Consider the following 18,048-nt stretch of genomic DNA (forward strand, 5'->3'; position numbering starts at 1 on the left):
AGGAGACAATGGAAGGCAAAGCAGGACCAACAGGGATTGTTATTGGTATTTTCGCACTTGTTCTCCTCTTGGGTGCATTTACTGAATTGGCAAATTGGTACGTTCGCTCAGAGCTCATTGCCTATGCCATCCCAGCACTAGTGGTATCGGCCCTTCTCAGCGGTCTAATACATAAATGGTTCAAAAAGCTTGGAGGCGTCCTTGGGGTGCTCACAGGAGTGCTATTTGTTCTACATTTTCTTCTGGCAATTAGTGCTCATTGAGGGAGCGGGAAATTTTTAACAAGTCGCTGTAGTACGCGGCCGATGGCCGCCGGACGCCCTTTTCATTGCGGCTTCGCCTCCATTACAAGGGCGCCGCTAAGCTCAGCGTTATCACACAAAGAGGTGCATCAATGAAGCAAACAGGTAGTTGTCTCTGCGGGGGCATTCAATACGAAATCAACGGTCCGCTTACCGACGTTCTGAACTGTCACTGTTCAATGTGCCGAAAGCTTCATGCCTCGGCTTTCAGAACTCGCGCTAAAGTGCAGTCTTCGGATTGGCACACCGTCAAAGGTCAGGAGCTGCTGAAGTTTTACGAATCTTCTCCGGGTGAGCACAAAGGCTTCTGCTCAAACTGTGGCTCCAGCCTCTATACCAAGTTCGATGCAGCCCCCGGGATCTATGGTTTCCCACTCGGAACACTTGATACCGACCCAGAGGTAAAAGCAGGGCGCCATGTATTCGTGGGCAGTAAGGCTCCTTGGTTCGAGATTACAGATGATCTGCCTCAGCATGCAGAGTATGACTGAAGCAGTGATAACAAGGCGCGTAAGGCGGACGTCCCTGACGGGCCGCCGCTTCGCTCAGCGTTAAAACGAAAACACAGGAGGTCACATGCAACGGATCGCATCGCAAATTACTCTGTTTTTTCTATCTTTGATCCCCGGCATTGCCCTTGCCGAAAACTCGGCTCCTGAGGACTATCTCGCTAATAAACCGCTGGTATTGGAGGTTCGGTACTGTGAGTGCCTGGCCACCAAAACCGATGGCGCACCCTCCGACCTGTTGCCAAGTTTTCTAAGGGAGTCCAGTCTCTTAAAGGTTAGTGTGTCGAGCACGGAAACTAAAAAGGACACCGGTAATCCCCCCGAGAAACAGTGGTACTCAAAAGTAGAATTTTCCGTAAGCTAAACGCAGGGAGATTCTGCATGAAGAAGTCACGTTTTTCCGACAGCCAGATCCTGTCGATTCTCAAACAAGCCGAGAATGGCGTACCGGTTCCGGAGCTGTGCCGTGAACACGGCATGAGCAGCGCCAGCTTTTATAAATGGCGCGCGAAGTTCGGCGGGATGGACGCATCGATGATGGCCCGCCTGAAAGAGCTGGAGGACGAAAACCGTCGGCTCAAGAAGATGTACGCCGAGGAGCGGCTCAAGTCGGACATCCTCAAGGAGGCCATCGAAAAAAAGTGGTAAAGCCGTCTCGTCGCCGTGAGATGGCGCAGAGCGCCGTCAGTGAAAAGCACGTCAGTATTCGCTTGGCCTGCTGGATGTTCAGTATCAGCGAGACCTGCTACCGGTACCAAGCCAAACTAAGCAGTGAGAACGCCGAGATCGCGGACTGGCTGATCAGACTGACGCACAACCAACGAAACTGGGGCTTTGGTCTGTGTTTTCTGTACCTGCGCAACGTCAAGGGTTACCGCTGGAACCACAAACGCGTTTACCGGATCTACCGGGAACTGGAGCTGAATCTGCGTATCAAGCCCCGCAAGCGGCTGGTACGGGAGAAGCCCGAGCCACTGGCAGTGCCCACGGCCATCAACACCAGCTGGTCCATGGACTTCATGCACGATCAGTTAGAGGACGGTCGCAGCTACCGGCTGTTCAACGTGATCGACGACTACAACCGCGAGGGCCTGGGCATTGAGGTTGACCTGTCACTGCCTTCTGAGCGTGTTATGCGAGCGCTGAATCAGATCATCGAGTGGCGGGGCGCACCTGCTCAGATCCGCTGCGACAACGGTCCGGAATACATCAGTGCCACCTTGGCTGCCTGGGCCGAGAGGCGGGGCATTAAACTGGTCTTTATCCAGCCCGGCAACCCGCAGCAGAATGCGTACATCGAGCGCTACAACCGCACCGTACGCTACGACTGGCTGGCTCAATACCTGTTCGGCTCCATTGAAGAGGTTCAGGAATATGCCACGCAGTGGCTATGGACCTATAATCACGAACGGCCCAACATGGCCCTCGGGGGCATCACCCCACAACAGAAACTGGCCGCTGTGGCCTGAGCTCTACTTTTGAACCCTGCTAAAAATGGGGGGATTACCCACCCAAGTTAGTAAAACTCAAAAACATTGCTCTCTGCCAATCCGCAGCACGTCAGCCTGGCTCAGCTCGGCTATCCGGAGTCGTTTTAGCACTAGGGCAGGGTACAGATGGCGGAATCAGTATATTTGAGCGGGATCTGGCGGGATGGTAGCGACAGGAAGGCCGGGCAGTGCCGGTCGTTTACTTGGAGGAACTGACTGTCTAGCCGAAGAGCGCTTTACACTGGGAGACGCCACTATAGCGTCGATAACCCAGTTGCCGACAGGCGGCCTTTACGGCATAGGCGGTGCCCACCAGCCCCTTGAAGCGACTTTCAAAGTGCCGGCTCATCGAGAGCCAGTGCTTTGGTTCGATTGCCAGCCGTTCCAGGATCGGCGGCAGGTCCTGAGCAACCGCACCGCGCTTATCGTCCCGAACTTGTCTTCCCGTCCAGTCGACAAGTTCCAGATAGTCGTCCAACCGGAACGGCAGGCCTTTGGGCATCTCTTCCCGCGGGTTCCCTGCGAAGGGCAGTAATTGAACCGGTTGGCTTCCCGGCGCTGTGTTGCGCTGTAGAATGCGCTGGCGAATGGAGGTGAATTCGCTGGCCTCTGGGGTGTCTGCCACACCGGCCCTTACTGGATTCAAATCAACATAGGCCAAGCAGGCCGCCAGCGCCTTCTCGTCCAGCAGTGCCTGGCATTTAAAGCGACCTTCCCAGAATCTTCCCGTGCAGTTGTCCTCCTGGTTGGCCTGGCGGGCGATGACTTCATTCAGGCAACGCATGTACCAGCTGATGTCCTGCAGTCGGCCGCGCCAAACCTCCACCTGTTGATGCAGCGCGCTGAGCTCTGCCCGTCCCATCGCGTCGCCCCGACAGTAGCGCTGGCTCAAAAACGAGCCGGTGAAAAGCCCGTGCCAGTGGTCGATCACCTGATCCAGCGACCAACTCTCGGCCAGTGCCTGGTCCACATGTAAAACTACGTGTACATGATTGCTCATCACCGCATAGGCACAGACGTCAATTGCAAAGGTGTTGGTAAGTTTGAGGATGCGCGCTTCAATCCAGCCACGGCGATGTGAAAAGTCCCGACCGCTCAAGGGATCGCGGCCACAGAGGAAGGCTCGGCGGACACACCGGGAAACGCAGTGATAGTAGGGCGTGGCACTGAGGGCCACCTGGGTTTTGCGAGGTTTGGGCACAACGCAGCTCCATCTGCATTTAGCTGTATATAAAAACAGTATTCTAGCCCGACGTCAAGAGCTACAGTTCGGTTAGAGATGGGTGTCCAAATTGCCCTGGCTTTTCGGCTCTAGTGATGAAATATACGGCGGAAGAGTTCTGTGAACTTTCTAAGCCACAGGGGCTTATGATTCACCGCGGTAAAGAATAAATCTAACAAGACACTGTTGCCGGACAATTTTTCCACCGCCTCGCGGCTCCAAAATTGCCGCAAAGTTTAAGCGCTAGCACTTCATGCCCGACGGCTTTCGTCGACATCATCTGCAAGCCAGGCTTTGATCAGCGACTGATAGGGCATATCTCGCTTGTTGGCCTCGATTTTGATCCGATCAAGCAGAGTTTCGGGCAAGCGGAGTGAGATAGTCTTGGTTGAGGGCTTCAACTTCGGAAAAGAAGCTGGTTTTGCCTGGCTCCAGTCCAGGTAATCGGAGGAGTCGTGGGTTTCCCAGAACGCTCGCTCTTCTGATTCAGTTTTGAACTCAGGCGTCTTTTTTAGCTTGCTCATAAACAGCCCTCTCTTTGCGGTGCATGTCTCGAGCGGAAATCACCCGAACCAGCGTGTCGCCCTGCCTTAATGTAAACGTGACGTGGAGCATCCTCCCATCCTCTGTTTCACCAAGAGCGTGAAAACGGGCCTCAGCCTGGCTGTGTTTGGAGTCTTCCAGTAACAGAAGCGGCTCGTTAAAGAAAATCTCTTCCGCTTCGGACTGACTGACGCCATGCTTCTCCGCGTTTTTGCGGGAGTTGCCTTCGTCCCAGTCAAAGCCAGTAACTTGTGCCCAATTGATCATAAAAGTATATTATCAGCATATACGCAGGCGTCAACAAGTGCTAACCAATGCATGCTGCTGGCGTTAGATTTTTTGCCGCACCCTCACCGACTATGCTGTAATACATTGTAGTCGTCAAACACGAGGGGATAGTCATGAGCGTCACCACGGTTCGCCTTCAAGCAGAAGTTGAACAGCATCTGGAAGCAATTGCGGGCAGGTTGCACCGGAGCAAAGGTTGGGTAATTAACCAAGCATTATCGGAGTACATAGAAAAGCAGCAGCTGGAGCAAGAGCGCTGGAAGCAGACTTTGGAAGCAATGGAGTCCGCTGCCCAAGGCAAGGTTGTTGATGCCAGCGAGGTTCACAGCTGGCTCAATAGTTGGGGAACCGACAACGAGCAGGATGCACCAAGGTCAGGTAAGTGAAACTGGTTTACACGGACGAAGCCATTGAAGATTTAAAGCGCCTCAGGGAGTTCATAGCAGGCCACAATCCATCGGCGGCAGCCCGGATCGCCACCGAACTGGTCGGCAAAATCGAATTGCTTTCTGATTTTCCCAAGATCGGCACACCAGTTGAAATGGCACCGGTGCCTGACTCTGTTCGAGATATGGTTTGCGGGAAATATGTCGTTCGTTATTCACTCCATCCCAGTGCCATCATCATTCTCCGGGTATGGCATGACCTTGAAGGTGAGCGGTAGTAGTTTAACCACGCGCGTCACTCGGATGTCTTTCTCTAAGCCGCGCAACGGTTACGCTGCAGGCGCGCATAGCCACTACCGCGGCAAAGCCTCTATAAGCCCCCGGATCAATCGGCCATTGGCACTTACGAGGGTGGCTTTAGGGGTGCGATAATCTTCGATCAGCCAGTGCATCGCCGACTGGCTGATCGCACCTACCGCCGCGATCCCTGTAATCCGGGCTTCCTCATCCGACAACGGCCATCGCGAAATCAGCTTTTTGGCAATGCCCAGCAATAGCTCGGCGAAATACTGAACCCGTCGGGTGTAGAGTTCATCAATCCGCGGGCTCACTCCGAGCACTTCCAACCAGCAGACTCTCGCTACACGCGAGTTTTCGATGGCCGAGAAGAATGCCACAAGTCCCGCCTCAATCACGTCGCTCGGCTGCCCGGTGTCGGAAGCATCCGCGATCGCCTTCAACACGACCGTCTGGATGTGGTCCATGGACTCGGCATACACGGCCGCAAGCAGATCCTCCGTGTCCTGGAAGTTCTTGTAGAAGTATCGGTCAGTCAGCTGGGCCTGCTTGCAGAGTGCGCGCACGCTGGTGGCGCGGTATCCAGACGTGCCGAACAGCTCGAGGCCCGCATCCAGAAAGAGTCTCCGCTGACGCGCAAGCCGTTGAGCAGCGCTTTCGCCACCATAAACTCTTCCTGACTCTTCTTTTTGCTTCAGTTTGACCATGGAGCGATTTGACGACATCTGTCATCAGAAGTAAAGTGATGCCGCGCGTCATCAGATGGATGGCTGCGCATCCATTTCACGAGAGGGGTCACGGGCATGCAGCCGCAGCAAACTTATCGGGTGATTATTATCGGTAGCGGATTCGGCGGGCAGTGTGCTGCGATCCGACTCATGGAGCAGGGAATAACGGACTTTCAGATCCTCGAACGCCGCGATTTCATGGGCGGCACCTGGTGCCAGAACAGCTACCCCGGTGCGGCGGTCGATGTACAGTCTCCGCTTTATTCCATCTCATCAGAGCCCTATGCGTGGTCGCAGATGTTCGCAGAGCAAGACGAGCTACAGCGGTACACCAATAACGTGATCGACAAGCACGGCCTGCGCGAAAGGACTACGCTTAATGCCAACGTCCGGCAGGTCCAGTGGAACGAGACAGACAAGTACTGGACCATCGAGACGGACGCAGCAGGGAGTTTCCAGGCGCGGGTGCTCATCAATGCCTCTGGTCCGTTGAGTACGCCCGTAATTCCCAATTTCCCCGGACGCGACACTTTCAAGGGCAAGAGCTTTCATACCAACAACTGGGACCATTCCTACGACTACAAAGGCAAGCGCGTAGCCATCATTGGCAGCGGCGCCAGCGCTGCCCAGGTGATTCCTGCGGTAGCGGATAAGGTAGAGGAGCTGCACGTGTTCCAGCGCTCGCCGCACTGGGTGTTGCCCCGACCCGACCGCAAATTTTCCCAGCTCGAGCAGCGGCTGCTTGGTGTGAAGCCCCTGTACAAGGCACTGCGGTGGCTCATCTACTGGAGCCTCGAGAGCCGCGTCATTGGTTTCAAGTATTCCAGAACCATGCTGAACCTTGTGGCTCAGCGCCAGGCATTGAAACACCTCGACCGGCAGGTTCCAGATTCCTCGTTGCGCAAAAAGCTGACGCCGGACTTTACCATCGGCTGCAAGCGCATCATTTTATCCAGCACTCTTTACCCGGCACTCTCGCGGGCTAATGTCCACCTGCACGACCGGGACGATGGCATTGCTTCCATTAACGAGCGTGGCATCGTTACCGCCCAGGGCGAACAGCTCGACGTGGATCTGATCGTCTATTCCACAGGCTATGACGCGACCGATGGCGTCATCTCGTACCCCGTGATTGGTAAGGGCGGGGTAGGGCTGTCGGAAGTCTGGGATGAATATCCCCGCGCTTATCTCGGCACGGCTATTCCCCGGTTCCCCAACCTGTTCGTGGTCACTGGCCCTAACACAGGCATTGGGCACACCTCTGCGCTGTTTGTCATCGAATCGCAAATGAAGTACATCACCGACTGCCTTCGAAAGCTGGAGACGTCCGGCAAGCAGTCCATTGAAGTCAGGCCCGAGGCCGAGGACGCCTACACGAGGATGATCCACTCCGAAATGAACAAAACCGTGTGGAAGACTGGCGGCTGCAAAAGCTGGTACCAGAGCAAGAGCGGTCACGTGATTGCCATGTTTCCGGGCTTCAGTTTCACTTATCGACGACTGGCTAGCCGTTTTCGGTCCGATCACCACATTTTCGCGTGAGAGGCTGTAAGTCATGAAAGACTTCACTGACAAGGCTGCCATCGTCACCGGCGGTGGCGGCGATGGGATCGGCCACCACGTCGTTATGGCGCTGGCGCGGCAGGGCGCCAAGGTCGCGTTCTGCGACATTGCCAGGCTCGACACAACTCAAACAGAACTGGCTGCAATCGGCGCAGACTATAATGCCGAAGCGGTCGATATGGGTAGCAAGGCTGCCCTAAACAGGTGAGCGCAAAAAGGCCGAGATCGCCGCAGATCGGGCATACCATGATCCGCTAACAGGCCTGCCGAACGGGACCCTGTTCAAGAACCGGCTGAACCTTGGCATTACCCACGCCCGACGCAATAACCAGAAGCTGGCCGTGATGTTTCTGGACCTGAACCGGTTCAAAACGGTGAACGATACCTTTAGCCACTGGGTCGTCGATCAACTCTTGAGCAGCGTTAGGGCCCGTCTGAAAGCCTGCGAAGCGACTGAACTTCTGCTTCGCAGCCTCGATATGGTACGACCGTCGGGTTTTACTCCCTCAGGGGTTTGAAATCCACCTTGTCGCGCACGCCGCAGTCAGGGCAGCACCAGTCGTCCGGAATAAGAGAGAATGCGGTGCCCGGCGAAAAACCCTCGGCCTCACAGCCCTCGGACTGTCTATATACGTAGCCACAGCCCGGGCAATGCCATGCCTTGGCCTCAGTACTTGCCGCAGCGGTTTCCTCCGCCGTTTCAACCAGAGGCACCTCTCCACCTGTTCTATCTTCAACACCCCAGCGGGCCAGTATTTCCTTACGCTTGGAGGGCAGAATATTGGCCTGGTTCAAGTCGCCGCCGTGATGCGCAACCACCCGCGGATCCATCACTTTACGCCAGAGAGGCGGGAAATAGGCCAGCAAAAGCAGGGAGGCATAGCCCGAGGGCAGCTGCGGACTGTCCTCAAAATGACGCAGGGCCTGGAAGCGACGGGTAGGGTGCGCGTGGTGATCCGAGTGGCGCTGCAACTGATACAGGAACAGGTTGGTCACGATGTGGTTGCTATTCCAGGAGTGGCGCGGTTGGCAGCGTTCGTAGCGACCGCTGGGCAGTTTCTTACGCAGCAGCCCGTAGTGCTCGAGATAGTTAACAACCTCCAGAAGCGACGCGCCGTAAGCGGCCTGAATCACGAGGAATACCAGTGCCGGCCAGCCAAGCCAGACCGTCAGTACCCCAAAGAACACCAGGGTCATGCCCCAGGCCTGCAGGTTTTCGTTTTCCAGGCTCCAAACGGACTTGTCCAGCCGGTTCAGCCGTTTTTTCTCGATATTCCAGGCCGAGCGAGCGCTGCCAACTACCGTTCGCGGCAGAAAGGCCCAAAAGCTTTCACCCATCTTGGAGCTGGCCGGGTCATCGGGCGTCGCAACGTTAACGTGGTGGCCCTTGTTATGCTCGATGAAAAAGTGGCCATAGGCCGCTGGCATCAGGGTCAGCTTCGCCAGCCATCGTTCAGCGCCGCTTTTCTTGTGGCCCAGTTCGTGGGCGGTATTGATGGCGATGCCATTGATCACCCCTACGGTGAAACACAGGCCAAAAATCTCCCACCCGCTTAGCTGGCCGGAGGTCGCCAACCAGACGCCCCACACGGTCAGGGCCAGCTGAGCCGGGACATAGGTAAAGACGATGGCGCGGTAGTAACGGTCATTCTCCAGCTGAGATACCGCGGTTTCAGGGGGATTGGTGGTATCCGTGCCGACGATGAGATCGGCCAGGGGGATGATTATGTAGACCAGAACCGGCCCCATCCAAAGCAGGGTGCTCCAGCCTGTGGCAAGGTACAGGGAGATAGCGATCAGGCCCAGAAAGGGTACCAGCGGGCTAAAGAGCCACAAATAGCGTTTGCCGTCTGACCAGTGCGTTTCATTGGCGGTTATTGTTGTCATTGCTAAACCTCTATGGCGTCGGTGGTACTTTGAAGCATCTGCTTGGGGCCTATTGTGCACGCCATGCCACAGCGGATTAAGGCGTATTCAGCCGTATTTCTTTAGTGATACGCTAAGAACATCGCATAAAGCCGGAATTGTTTAGCCAAACGCCTATGGACACCCTCAGCCTTCTCCTTGATGACATCCGCCTAAGTGGTGCCCGCTTCAAAAGGGTAGAGCTACAGCCTCCCTGGAAAATGGCCCTGCACATGCCGGGGGTCGCCAGCTTTCATGTGGTTACCTCGGGCAGTTGCGTGCTGGCTCGCGAGGGTGAAGCGAACCTGAAGATTCAGACCGGGGATGTGATTATTCTGCCCCGAGGGCCTGCGCATTGGATGAGCGACTCCGACGACAGTATGAGGACCTGTCCGGCCCTCGACCTCAAGCAGCACCTCGATCCGCAGGAAACCGGTGGCCTACAAACCCTGAGTGTATTCAGTCAGCCCCAGTTGGCAGATCGCCTGGTAAGCGGTTACTTCGAATTTGACAGCGACCTGGCGCGGCCCCTGATTTCGGCCTTGCCCAGCCTGATCCACTATCGTGCCACCGATAGCGAAACGCCAGACTGGCTGCACTTCGGCCTGATGTTTCTGGAAACCGAAATCAGTACCCAGCGAACGGCACAGCAGGCCGTTATCAACCGCATTGCCGACATCCTTCTGATCCAGTGCCTGCGCGATTATGTCGACAACCTGCCCGAGGGCAGCGGAAACTGGCTTCTTGCGCTCAAGGACCCGGCGCTATCAGCTGCTTTATCCGCCATGCACAAGAATCCCGAACGCGCCTGGACTGTGCCGCAGCTGGCGGGTATCGCCTGCATGTCTCGGTCATCCTTTGCCAACCGCTTTGGCAAGGTGCTGGGCGAGCCGCCCTGGTCCTACCTGACTGCTCACCGGATGCGCCTGGCTGCCTGGCAGCTTCGCCACAGCAACCAGCCGATCTGGCATATTGCCGAACAATTCGGTTACCAGTCCGATGCGGCCTTCAGCCAGGCCTTCCGTCGTATACATGACTGCGCTCCCTCGCGCTATCGCGAACTCAGCCGGCTCAGTGACAGCCCCAGGTGAGCGGACGAGGGTTCCAGACAGGCAAGCATTGAAACGGGACGAAAAGGCAAAATCGGGGGCTGACGTTGAGAATGGCCATTACCAAGCAGGACAGAGTCACTGATGCCAGCGATTTGCCCCACCTTCGGGGAAAAACAGAAACAGAAAAACAGCAACAGAAAAACAGGACACCCAATTTAATAAAACACAGAAACATTGCTCTCTGCCAATCCGCAGCATGTCAGCCCGGCTATCGGGAGCCGTTTTAGCACTAGGGCCGGGTACAGATGGCGGAATCAGTATATTTGAGCGGGATCTGGCGGGAAGGTAGTGACAGGAAAGGCCGCAGTGCCGGTTTTTACTTGATGGAACTGAGCGTCTAGCCGAAGAGCTCTTTACACCGCGAAACGCCACTATAGCGTCGATAACCCAGTTGCCGACAGGCGGCCTTTACGGCATAGGCGGTGCCCACCAGCCCCTTAAAGCGGCTTTCAAAGTGCAGGCTCATCGAGAGCCAGTGCTTCGGTTCGATTGCCAGCCGTTCCAGGATCGGCGGTAGGTCCTGAGCAACCGCACCGCGCTTACCGTCCCGAACTTGCTTTCCCGTCCAGTCGACAAGTTCCAGATAGTCGTCCAACCGGAACGGCAGGCCTTTGGGCATCTCTTCCCGCGGGTTCCCTGAGAAGGGCAGTAATTGAACCGGTTGGCTTCCCGGCGCTGTGTTGCGCTGTAGAATGCGCTGGCGAATGGAGGTGAATTCGCTGGCCTCTGGGGTGTCTGCTATACCGGCCCTTACTGGATTCAAATCAACATAGGCCAAGCAGGCCGCCAGCGCTTTCTCGTCCAGCAGTGCCTGGCATTTGAAGCGACCTTCCCAGAATCTTCCCGTGCAATTGTCCTCCTGGTTGGCCTGGCGGGCGATGACTTCGTTCAGGCAGCGCATGTACCAGCTGATGTCCTGCAGTCGGCCGCGCCAAACCTCCACCTGTTGATGCAGCGCGCTGAGCTCTGCCCGTCCCATCGCGTCGCCCCGACAGTAGCGCTGGCTCAAAAACGAGCCGGTGAAAAGCCCGTGCCAGTGGTCGATCACCTGATCCAGCGACCAACTCTCGGCCAGTGCCTGGTCCACATGTAAAACTACGTGTACATGATTGCTCATCACCGCATAGGCACAGACGTCAATTGAAAAGGTGTTGGTAAGTTTGAGGATGCGCGCTTCAATCCAGCCACGGCGATGTGAAAAGTCCCGACCGCTCAAGGGATCGCGGCCACAGAGGAAGGCTCGGCGGACACACCGGGAAACGCAGTGATAGTAGGGCGTGGCACTGAGGGCAACCTGGGTTTTGCGGGGTTTGGGCAAGACGCAGCTCCATCTGCAATTAGCTGTATATAAAAACAGTATTCGAGCCCGACGTCAAGAGCTACAGTTCGGTTAGAGATGGGTGTCCAAATTGCCCTGTGGTTAGAGATGGGTGTGCAAATTGCCCTGGTGTCCAAATTGCCCTAGAGATGGGTGGGTGTCCAAATTGCCACAGAAATTGCCAGGTGTCCAAATTGCCACCACGTCCTCGGATAGGGTGTGGTCTTGAGAGCTTTCATGAACGGCGTGCCGCAGATTTAAAAAAAGGCGCGTAATAGCCACTTTGAGCCGGGGGCGGTGGCCTCCGATCCAATCCTGACTCATGGTGGTAAGAGCTTATTAGATTGTTTGCGTTGGGATTCACGAATTTTTACAGGAGCCTGCGCATATTGAGTATGCCGGTGCAGGGAAAAGCGTAAAATTGTCTGTCTACCCAACCTGAAGCGGCACCGAAATGAAAAAGTCTGTATGTCTAACGTTGGTTGTATTGGTAAATGGGATTTTCCTTCAAACCGCAATTGGACAAGAATCACAGACAGCTCTGGTGCCATTGCCCTCGGTTGACGACTTCACCAGAGGCGAAGATGGCTGGGGAGTAGGGCTTGGCCTGGGTATTGAGTACGAGTCTGCCTACGAAGGCTCCGATGAATTCGAACTTGAGGCCAATCCTGCCGGCGCCGTGCAATGGCGAGACGGAGATAATATCTACTACTGGGCGGGTGCGGCACTCGGCTGGCGGGGACTTCGATCTGAGGCCTGGCTTCTTGACGTCGCAGTTGCTTTCCCTTTCGAGGATGGCCGTGAAGAGAGTGATTCCGAGGACGGTCGTCTGGATGGTCTTGGTGATGTCGACGGGAGCACTGAAATTGTTTTGCAGGCGCGTCGTGCACTCGATTCGGACTGGCGTTATTGGCTGGATGGACGACTTATTGCCAGCGAGGACGGAAGCCTGGGTATTTTTGGGGCTGGGCGTCGTTTCGGGGACCAAACAGACGGTACGGGGTCGGATCTGAGTCTTGTTCTGGTTTTCCACGATAGCGATTATGCTAATCGGGATTTTGGTATCAACTCAGAACAGGCAGCTAATTCCGGGCTAGATCAAACCGATCTCGACGGTGGCTTTCGCTCTATCGGGCTGAACTATACCTTCCGATATTATGTCAGCGATAAATGGCAGGTGTTCGGCGAGGCGCTATACGAGCATTTCAGCAGCGACGTGCGCGACAGCCCAATTGCGCGCAGCGATTACGAAGCGGAAGTAGGTGTTGGCGCAATCTACGTATTCTGAATCTGGATCAGCTAGCCGGAGCTCACTGATGTATTTGTGAAGCTCCGACTTTCAGTTGCACCGCTGATTAGAGTTTTAAAGCCGGTTGTGTTTCGCCAGATATTTTCACGGCGACCGGACACCGGCGTCAGCGCACCCAGTACAAAGCTGTCCAATAAAATGCCGTCCAGCAGTAAATCCTCCAGTTCATCCCATACCAGGCTAAAGGCCGTGAACGAAACTTCAAATGCCGAGGTACTAACGAGGTACTGAGCGGTGGCGGGAGATTTTACGTGACGGGAGATTAAATCCGGTGTCAACTGACTCGCTATCAATGCATTAAACCGCAATCAAGGAGTAGGCGTTGCGCGAGGTAACGTTCAAAGAGGCGCTTGCTGTCTGGATCCGGATTGGGTTTCTGAGTTTCGGTGGGCCAGCGGGACAGATCGCGTTGATGCACCAGATCATCGTCGATGAGAAAAAGTGGCTTGATGAGCCCCGTTTCCTTCACGCACTCAACTATTGCATGCTTCTTCCCGGGCCAGAAGCCCAGCAATTAGCGACTTACGTCGGATGGTTGCTGCACGGTGTAAAAGGCGGCGTGGTTGCTGGTGTTTTGTTCATTTTGCCCGGCGCGATAGCCATTTTTGCGCTGTCCTGGCTGTATGTCTCCCTGGGGGACGTGGCCGTGGTTGAAGGTGTCTTTTTTGGTCTGAAGGCAGCTGTGCTCGCGATTGTCGTGCAGGCGATGATCCGCATCGGCCGGCGGGCGCTCAAAGGGAAATTGATGCTTGCCCTGGCCGTGGCGGGCTTTATGGCGTTGTTCGTGTTTGGCTTGCCCTTTCCACTGGTAGTGCTCAGCGCTGCCATCATTGGCTACACCGCCGCAAGAAGGACGACGACACCGGGTTCAACCCAATCTGAGCCCGCTTCCTCTACGGAGCCGGTTGTTCGGGTCGGAACCAGGCGAGCGGCTCTGGTGTGCTTGTTGCTCTGGCTGCTCACCCTGGGTGGGCTGCTGGTACTGCTCGGCCCGGACAACGTATTTTCCCAGATCGCGGTGTTCTTCTCGAAGATGGCCACGGTAACTTTTGGCGGTGCGTATGCTGTTCTGGCTTATGTCGCACAGCAGGGGGTAGAGAATTTCGGGTGGCTCCAACCAGGCGAAATGCTGGAGGGGCTCGGCCTGGCTGAAACCACACCGGGCCCGCTTATTCTGGTGACGCAGTTTGTGGGATTCCTTGCTGCGTATCGGGAGGCGGGTATTGAACCCAGCCTTCTTTATGCCTCACTGGGCGCATGTCTGACATTGTGGGTTACTTTTCTGCCGTGTTTCCTCTGGATTTTCGCCGGCGCGCCTTACGTTGAGAAGCTGCGGGCCAATAAAGCACTGTCTGCGGCACTGGCGGCGGTGACCGCCGTTGTGGTCGGGGTCATAGCCAACCTGGCGCTATGGTTTGCCGTCAATGCACTGTTTACAGAGCACTTCCGGATTACCACGTTTGGTATGGATATGAGCCTACCCGTTCCGCAGAGCGTCGACTTGGCTATGGCGGTCTTGTCGGCGGTTGCCTTTATCCTGGTGTTCCGGCTGCGGATGGGTGTCCTGTCTTTGCTCGGAATCCTGGCGACCCTGGGCGCCCTGTGGGTTTTTTGGACCGCGTGGGTTTAACGCGCATTAAGCTTTTTCGCAAAGTCCAGCTGAAGCTTGATGTTTTCTTCAAACCACGGCTCGAGATAAGGATCGAAGTGGTTCGCATCGATTGTGCGGATCTCAACGCTGCCGGAAGACATCCGTTTTACGCCGGCCTCATCAAATGGCGCGACAGTATCGCGTGTCGCTCCGATGACCAGTGTTGGGATCTGAATCAGTTTCAGGTATCTGAACGGGCGATAGAACGACATCGTTGCCAGGGATCGGGCCGCGACGCGGTTGTCGTTAAGGCGCTCCAGATGGGTGCGAATCCATTCTTCCACGCGCCATGCGCCGTCACGATCCATGGATGAGTAACCACCCGCCTCAGAAATAATGGGCAAGTAACGGGTGGCGAAGGGATTGATCAGATCCCGCACGATATCCAGGCCGAATCGCAAAAGCCGGGAGAGCGGCGCGGCTTTCACGGTAAGGAAACCGTCAAGCATGGGCACCTGAGCAATAGCACCGCGCAATTCCGGGTGTTCTGCGGCGATTCGAACGACATGGCCTCCACCGAATGAACTGCCCCACAGGATGATGTTCGAGTTATCAACCTCAGGTAGAGATTTGGCGTAGGCCAGGGCACTTTCTACTGTCTTTTCGCGCTTCCAGGGATTGATAACATTACGCGGAAGGCCCTCGCTGTCGCCCCATCCGGGGTAGTCGAACGTGACCACGCAGAAGCCGGCGTCGTTGAAGGCGGTGATGAAATGCGTGACGAGCGTCAGTTGGGTTCCGCCCCAGCCGTGAACCATAAGAATGGTCGGGCAGGGCGACGCATCCGCATTCGCCGCTTTGTGAAGTGTTGCTGCGCAGCGTACCTGCTGGTGCGTAAAAGAACCTTTTCTGTAGTTCGCCTTCGGCATTTTGTTGAGCCTCTTTTTTAATTTCTGGCAGGTAGACCGCCTATTGAATGGCGTTCAAGATAACCTGCCTGTATCTTGAACGTCAATCAACAAAGGGTGGTTGCCCTGGGGAGAATGCCCTTGGCCCGGAAGGCAGCCGCTCAGAACACGGGTGCTGACGTTGATTGCGCAGGTGCAGAGTGCCGGTTCTCTGGTTTCAGGTGTCCACTCTGGTTTCAGGTGTCCACTCCCTCGTCGGCCATTCCGCCAGCGTGGAAGCATGGCACGACAGGTCCTCGCGCCACTCGACTTGAGGTCAACGTGCTTTAATTACTATGATCTGTGGTCCAGGCAGAGGTAACGATCATGGAAAAAAGCGTTTAGCAGGCGATTGTGGAAAGACGCTGGACGCGAAACCTATTGGGATTTGAAATGGACAACATTGCCAATCTGGATGCGCTATATCCGCTACCCGCTGAAGAGCTGTCACGCCAGTGGTTACTCACCAAACAAAGAGGGGCCGCGCCGAGTGACTGGCCTACGGAAACCCTGGCGGAATGGCACCTGGCGGCTCATCCTGACGCCAACGTTTGTCCTCTGCAAAGTCGTGACGGAGCGGCCATTGGCTGGGTTATTGAATCGCTCGCTTACCTTGAGGCCGAGACCGGCCATGTAGCTGACGAGGCAGTCATCACCTTGCCCGTAGACAGCGACTTCACGCCGGCTGATATTGAACGGGCATTGTACGGGCGGGACGCGAACGGGAACACGGATGGCAGCGGCTTTGCTGGCAACTGGACGGCAATTGTTATTTCCAGCTCAGGACAATGCCAGCGGCTCTACCTTGGCGCGACCCATTCCGTTGTTTACTCAGCGGACGCCAGGATGGCGGCCACCACTCACAACCTGATTCCCAATCTCAAGCGGGACGTTGAGCTCAGCCAGGCGGTTGATCCTATCAATACCACCGCTTTTTACGCCTTTGGCATCACCCCGTTTATCGGACTAGATCGGCTCCTGCCCAACCACTACCTGGACCTTGCAAAATTTGAGGCTAAGCGGCACTGGCCCATAGGGACTGTCGGCGAACCCATAGACGGGCCCGTTGCAGCGGCCAGGGTGGTGGATCACGCCCGGTTGCTCCTGGACGTGCTTGCCGACGGTTACAGCAAACTGCAGATACCCATGTCAGCAGGACGCGACTCCAGAGCTATTTTGGCCTGTGTTCGTCCATTCACTGGCGACAAAAGAGTCACCATTAATACGTTTACCTCTTCAAAGCCTAATCTGGAATCCCAAACCGATGTGACGGTCGCGGCTCGTCTCGCCCGGACTGCCAGGCTGCCCCACCGCATAGACAAGGTAGTGCCGCGACCAACAGAGCAGGCTGATATAGAGCGAGCGTTTGTTCGCCTGGGTGAATCCAAATACGGACCAATCCTGAAGGCACCGGCCCGCGAGAAAGTAAGGCCTCCGGCTGATGTCATAAATCTGCCAGGTATGGCTGGCGAAACAGCACGAGCCTATTACTGGCACGGAAAACGTCCCACTGGCGCCGACGTCACCCCAGCCGGGCTTGCATCCCTCCTTCGTTTGCCTCAGACGGACACCGTGCTGGCTGCGGTTACGCGGTGGTACGAGGAACTACCGGAAGCCATCAGGAAATCGCCCTGCGACACGCTTGATCTTGCCTATATTGAACAAAGGATGGGCTGCTGGGATTCGTCGACCCGTTACCTCTTCCCCGGCCGCCGGCGTGCTAATGTGAGTCTCATGGCGACGACCCTGAGCCTCGAGACAATGCTCCGCCTGCCCGAGAGCTATCGCGCTTCCGGCTTGTTTCAGCGGGATATGGTTGCTTATGGCTGGCCTGAATTATTGCCCTTGCCGTTTAATACGCCGATTGGATTACTCAGGCTCTACAACCTGCAACAGCGGGTGCGCCGCCTTCCGAGGCGCGTTGTAAGGGCGGTCCGCAGGAGATTATTCGGGATTGGATAGCCCTCTGAGCCCTCAGGGTCTATTGTCCGGAACAAGTCGTTCGTCCTCGCGCCTCATGCCGTCCGGTCATAAGGGTATATCGATGCCTTCGTAGCCAAGGGTGGCTTAATTTCACTAAGGATGGAGGCGCACACCGTGGTCTTTCTATCGGCACTTGCACTGCTCGCGATAGTGTTCCTCTGTGTAACTGCGTTTTTCGCCGTAAAGGCGCTTGTACTCGGGCGCCGGGCCATCATTAGTGCAAAGCCCAAAGTCAGCGGGCCAGGTTTGATGCCGGCATCGGATGTGATTTCAGTGGTATTGATGGGACTCGGTGTCATCACATTGATGCTTATCCCAGCGCTCTATTGGTTCATCCACGGCGATCATGGGCGTTATATGTGGGTGATCCGAGGCCCGCAGCCGTTCAGCCAGTTCGGCGGTGGCCCTTATCAACTGTGGCTAGGCGTCTGTCTTCTTTTTATTGGCAGTGGAATGATCGTTTCGGCGCTGGCGTTGCGGAAGTGGTTCTGGAGCGCCCTTGGTCGGTGAAGCAGATCTGCACGGTATGACAAACGGGGCCTCGGGGCGCGCCAC

The 18,048-nt window shown here is 56.0% G+C and carries 21 protein-coding genes; 14 read left to right on the forward strand and 7 right to left on the reverse strand.

Going from position 1 to position 18,048, the window contains the following annotated elements; all coding sequences use genetic code 11:
* The first annotated feature begins 8 nt into the window (after window positions 1–8).
* The 4 genes from soil367_RS08280 (at window position 9) to soil367_RS08295 (ending at window position 2,280) form a co-directional block, all read left to right on the forward strand.
* Window positions 9–263, forward strand: a complete 255-nt coding sequence (locus soil367_RS08280) for a hypothetical protein (RefSeq protein ID WP_136548651.1) — start codon at window positions 9–11, stop codon at window positions 261–263.
* 131 nt (window positions 264–394) lie between these two features.
* Window positions 395–793, forward strand: a complete 399-nt coding sequence (locus tag soil367_RS08285) for a GFA family protein (protein WP_136548652.1) — start codon at window positions 395–397, stop codon at window positions 791–793.
* Window positions 794–878: 85 nt separating this feature from the next.
* Window positions 879–1,175, forward strand: a complete 297-nt coding sequence (locus soil367_RS08290; protein WP_136548653.1) for a hypothetical protein — start codon at window positions 879–881, stop codon at window positions 1,173–1,175.
* A 17-nt stretch (window positions 1,176–1,192) separates the two neighbouring features.
* Window positions 1,193–2,280 (forward strand): IS3 family transposase gene (locus soil367_RS08295; protein WP_136548654.1). Its coding sequence is split into 2 segments (ribosomal slippage): window positions 1,193–1,454 and window positions 1,454–2,280, totalling 1,089 coding nucleotides; the frame shifts between segments, so codons are not numbered across the junction.
* Between the two features lie 241 nt (window positions 2,281–2,521).
* Here soil367_RS08295 and soil367_RS08300 read toward each other — a convergent pair.
* The 3 genes from soil367_RS08300 to soil367_RS08310 form a co-directional block, all read right to left on the reverse strand.
* Window positions 2,522–3,502: a transposase gene (locus tag soil367_RS08300; protein WP_136548655.1), complete on the reverse strand. Its 981-nt coding sequence runs from the start codon at window positions 3,500–3,502 to the stop codon at window positions 2,522–2,524.
* Between the two features lie 272 nt (window positions 3,503–3,774).
* On the reverse strand, window positions 3,775–4,047 hold the full coding sequence (locus tag soil367_RS08305) for a BrnA antitoxin family protein (RefSeq protein WP_136548656.1): 273 nt from the start codon (window positions 4,045–4,047) through the stop codon (window positions 3,775–3,777).
* Window positions 4,022–4,333 carry a BrnT family toxin gene (locus soil367_RS08310; RefSeq protein ID WP_136548657.1) on the reverse strand — a complete coding sequence of 104 codons (312 nt, stop codon included), beginning with the start codon at window positions 4,331–4,333 and terminating at the stop codon, window positions 4,022–4,024. Before soil367_RS08310 ends, soil367_RS08305 begins: the two co-directional genes overlap by 26 nt.
* Window positions 4,334–4,467: 134 nt before the next feature.
* Between soil367_RS08310 and soil367_RS08315 the strand changes: the two genes are divergently transcribed.
* Both soil367_RS08315 and soil367_RS08320 read left to right on the forward strand, forming a co-directional pair.
* Window positions 4,468–4,740 (forward strand): CopG family ribbon-helix-helix protein, encoded by a 273-nt coding sequence (locus tag soil367_RS08315; protein ID WP_136548658.1) that lies wholly within the window; start codon window positions 4,468–4,470, stop codon window positions 4,738–4,740.
* The gene (locus soil367_RS08320) at window positions 4,737–5,018 is read left to right on the forward strand and encodes a type II toxin-antitoxin system RelE/ParE family toxin (protein WP_136548659.1); all 282 of its coding nucleotides are present in this window, start codon (window positions 4,737–4,739) and stop codon (window positions 5,016–5,018) included. The genes soil367_RS08315 and soil367_RS08320 overlap by 4 nt, the downstream gene beginning before the upstream one ends.
* 75 nt (window positions 5,019–5,093) lie before the next feature.
* On the opposite strand, the gene soil367_RS08325 is transcribed toward soil367_RS08320, so the two are convergent.
* A complete protein-coding gene (locus soil367_RS08325; protein ID WP_216642789.1) occupies window positions 5,094–5,762 on the reverse strand; it encodes a TetR/AcrR family transcriptional regulator in 669 nt (222 codons plus the stop codon).
* Window positions 5,763–5,840: 78 nt separating this feature from the next.
* On the opposite strand from soil367_RS08325, the gene soil367_RS08330 reads away from it, so the two are divergent.
* Genes soil367_RS08330 through soil367_RS19180 form a run of 3 tightly spaced genes read left to right on the forward strand, consistent with a single transcriptional unit; the run spans window position 5,841 to window position 7,846 of the window.
* A complete protein-coding gene (locus tag soil367_RS08330; RefSeq protein WP_136548660.1) occupies window positions 5,841–7,307 on the forward strand; it encodes a flavin-containing monooxygenase in 1,467 nt (488 codons plus the stop codon).
* A 13-nt stretch (window positions 7,308–7,320) separates the two neighbouring features.
* On the forward strand, window positions 7,321–7,536 hold the full coding sequence (locus soil367_RS08335) for an SDR family NAD(P)-dependent oxidoreductase (protein ID WP_136548661.1): 216 nt from the start codon (window positions 7,321–7,323) through the stop codon (window positions 7,534–7,536).
* 16 nt (window positions 7,537–7,552) lie between these two features.
* Window positions 7,553–7,846: a diguanylate cyclase domain-containing protein gene (locus soil367_RS19180; protein WP_136550564.1), complete on the forward strand. Its 294-nt coding sequence runs from the start codon at window positions 7,553–7,555 to the stop codon at window positions 7,844–7,846.
* Here soil367_RS19180 and soil367_RS19150 read toward each other — a convergent pair.
* Window positions 7,827–9,215, reverse strand: a complete 1,389-nt coding sequence (locus soil367_RS19150) for a fatty acid desaturase (RefSeq protein ID WP_136548662.1) — start codon at window positions 9,213–9,215, stop codon at window positions 7,827–7,829. The genes soil367_RS19180 and soil367_RS19150 overlap by 20 nt on opposite strands.
* Before the next feature lie 155 nt (window positions 9,216–9,370).
* On the opposite strand from soil367_RS19150, the gene soil367_RS08350 reads away from it, so the two are divergent.
* On the forward strand, window positions 9,371–10,324 hold the full coding sequence (locus soil367_RS08350; RefSeq protein ID WP_136548663.1) for an AraC family transcriptional regulator: 954 nt from the start codon (window positions 9,371–9,373) through the stop codon (window positions 10,322–10,324).
* A 358-nt stretch (window positions 10,325–10,682) separates the two neighbouring features.
* Here the strand turns inward: soil367_RS08350 and soil367_RS08355 are convergent, their stop codons facing one another.
* Window positions 10,683–11,663, reverse strand: a complete 981-nt coding sequence (locus soil367_RS08355) for a transposase (protein WP_136548664.1) — start codon at window positions 11,661–11,663, stop codon at window positions 10,683–10,685.
* A 544-nt stretch (window positions 11,664–12,207) separates the two neighbouring features.
* On the opposite strand from soil367_RS08355, the gene soil367_RS08360 reads away from it, so the two are divergent.
* Together soil367_RS08360 and chrA are read left to right on the forward strand one after the other, a co-directional pair.
* Entirely contained in the window at window positions 12,208–12,951 is a 744-nt protein-coding gene (locus tag soil367_RS08360; RefSeq protein WP_246065589.1) for a MipA/OmpV family protein, read from the forward strand.
* A 343-nt stretch (window positions 12,952–13,294) separates the two neighbouring features.
* Window positions 13,295–14,602: a chromate efflux transporter gene (chrA, locus tag soil367_RS08365; RefSeq protein ID WP_136548666.1), complete on the forward strand. Its 1,308-nt coding sequence runs from the start codon at window positions 13,295–13,297 to the stop codon at window positions 14,600–14,602.
* Here chrA and soil367_RS08370 read toward each other — a convergent pair.
* Complete coding sequence (locus soil367_RS08370) at window positions 14,599–15,492, reverse strand: alpha/beta hydrolase (protein WP_136548667.1); 894 nt, start codon at window positions 15,490–15,492, stop codon at window positions 14,599–14,601. The genes chrA and soil367_RS08370 overlap by 4 nt on opposite strands.
* A 411-nt stretch (window positions 15,493–15,903) precedes the next feature.
* Here soil367_RS08370 and soil367_RS08375 point away from each other — a divergent pair, with 411 nt between their 5' ends.
* Both soil367_RS08375 and soil367_RS08380 read left to right on the forward strand, forming a co-directional pair.
* Complete coding sequence (locus soil367_RS08375) at window positions 15,904–17,472, forward strand: hypothetical protein (protein ID WP_136548668.1); 1,569 nt, start codon at window positions 15,904–15,906, stop codon at window positions 17,470–17,472.
* Between the two features lie 135 nt (window positions 17,473–17,607).
* Window positions 17,608–18,003, forward strand: a complete 396-nt coding sequence (locus soil367_RS08380) for a hypothetical protein (protein WP_136548669.1) — start codon at window positions 17,608–17,610, stop codon at window positions 18,001–18,003.
* Window positions 18,004–18,048 lie beyond the last annotated feature (45 nt).

Origin of the sequence: Hydrocarboniclastica marina (assembly GCF_004851605.1) — a bacterium.
GTDB lineage: Bacteria > Pseudomonadota > Gammaproteobacteria > Pseudomonadales > Oleiphilaceae > Hydrocarboniclastica > Hydrocarboniclastica marina.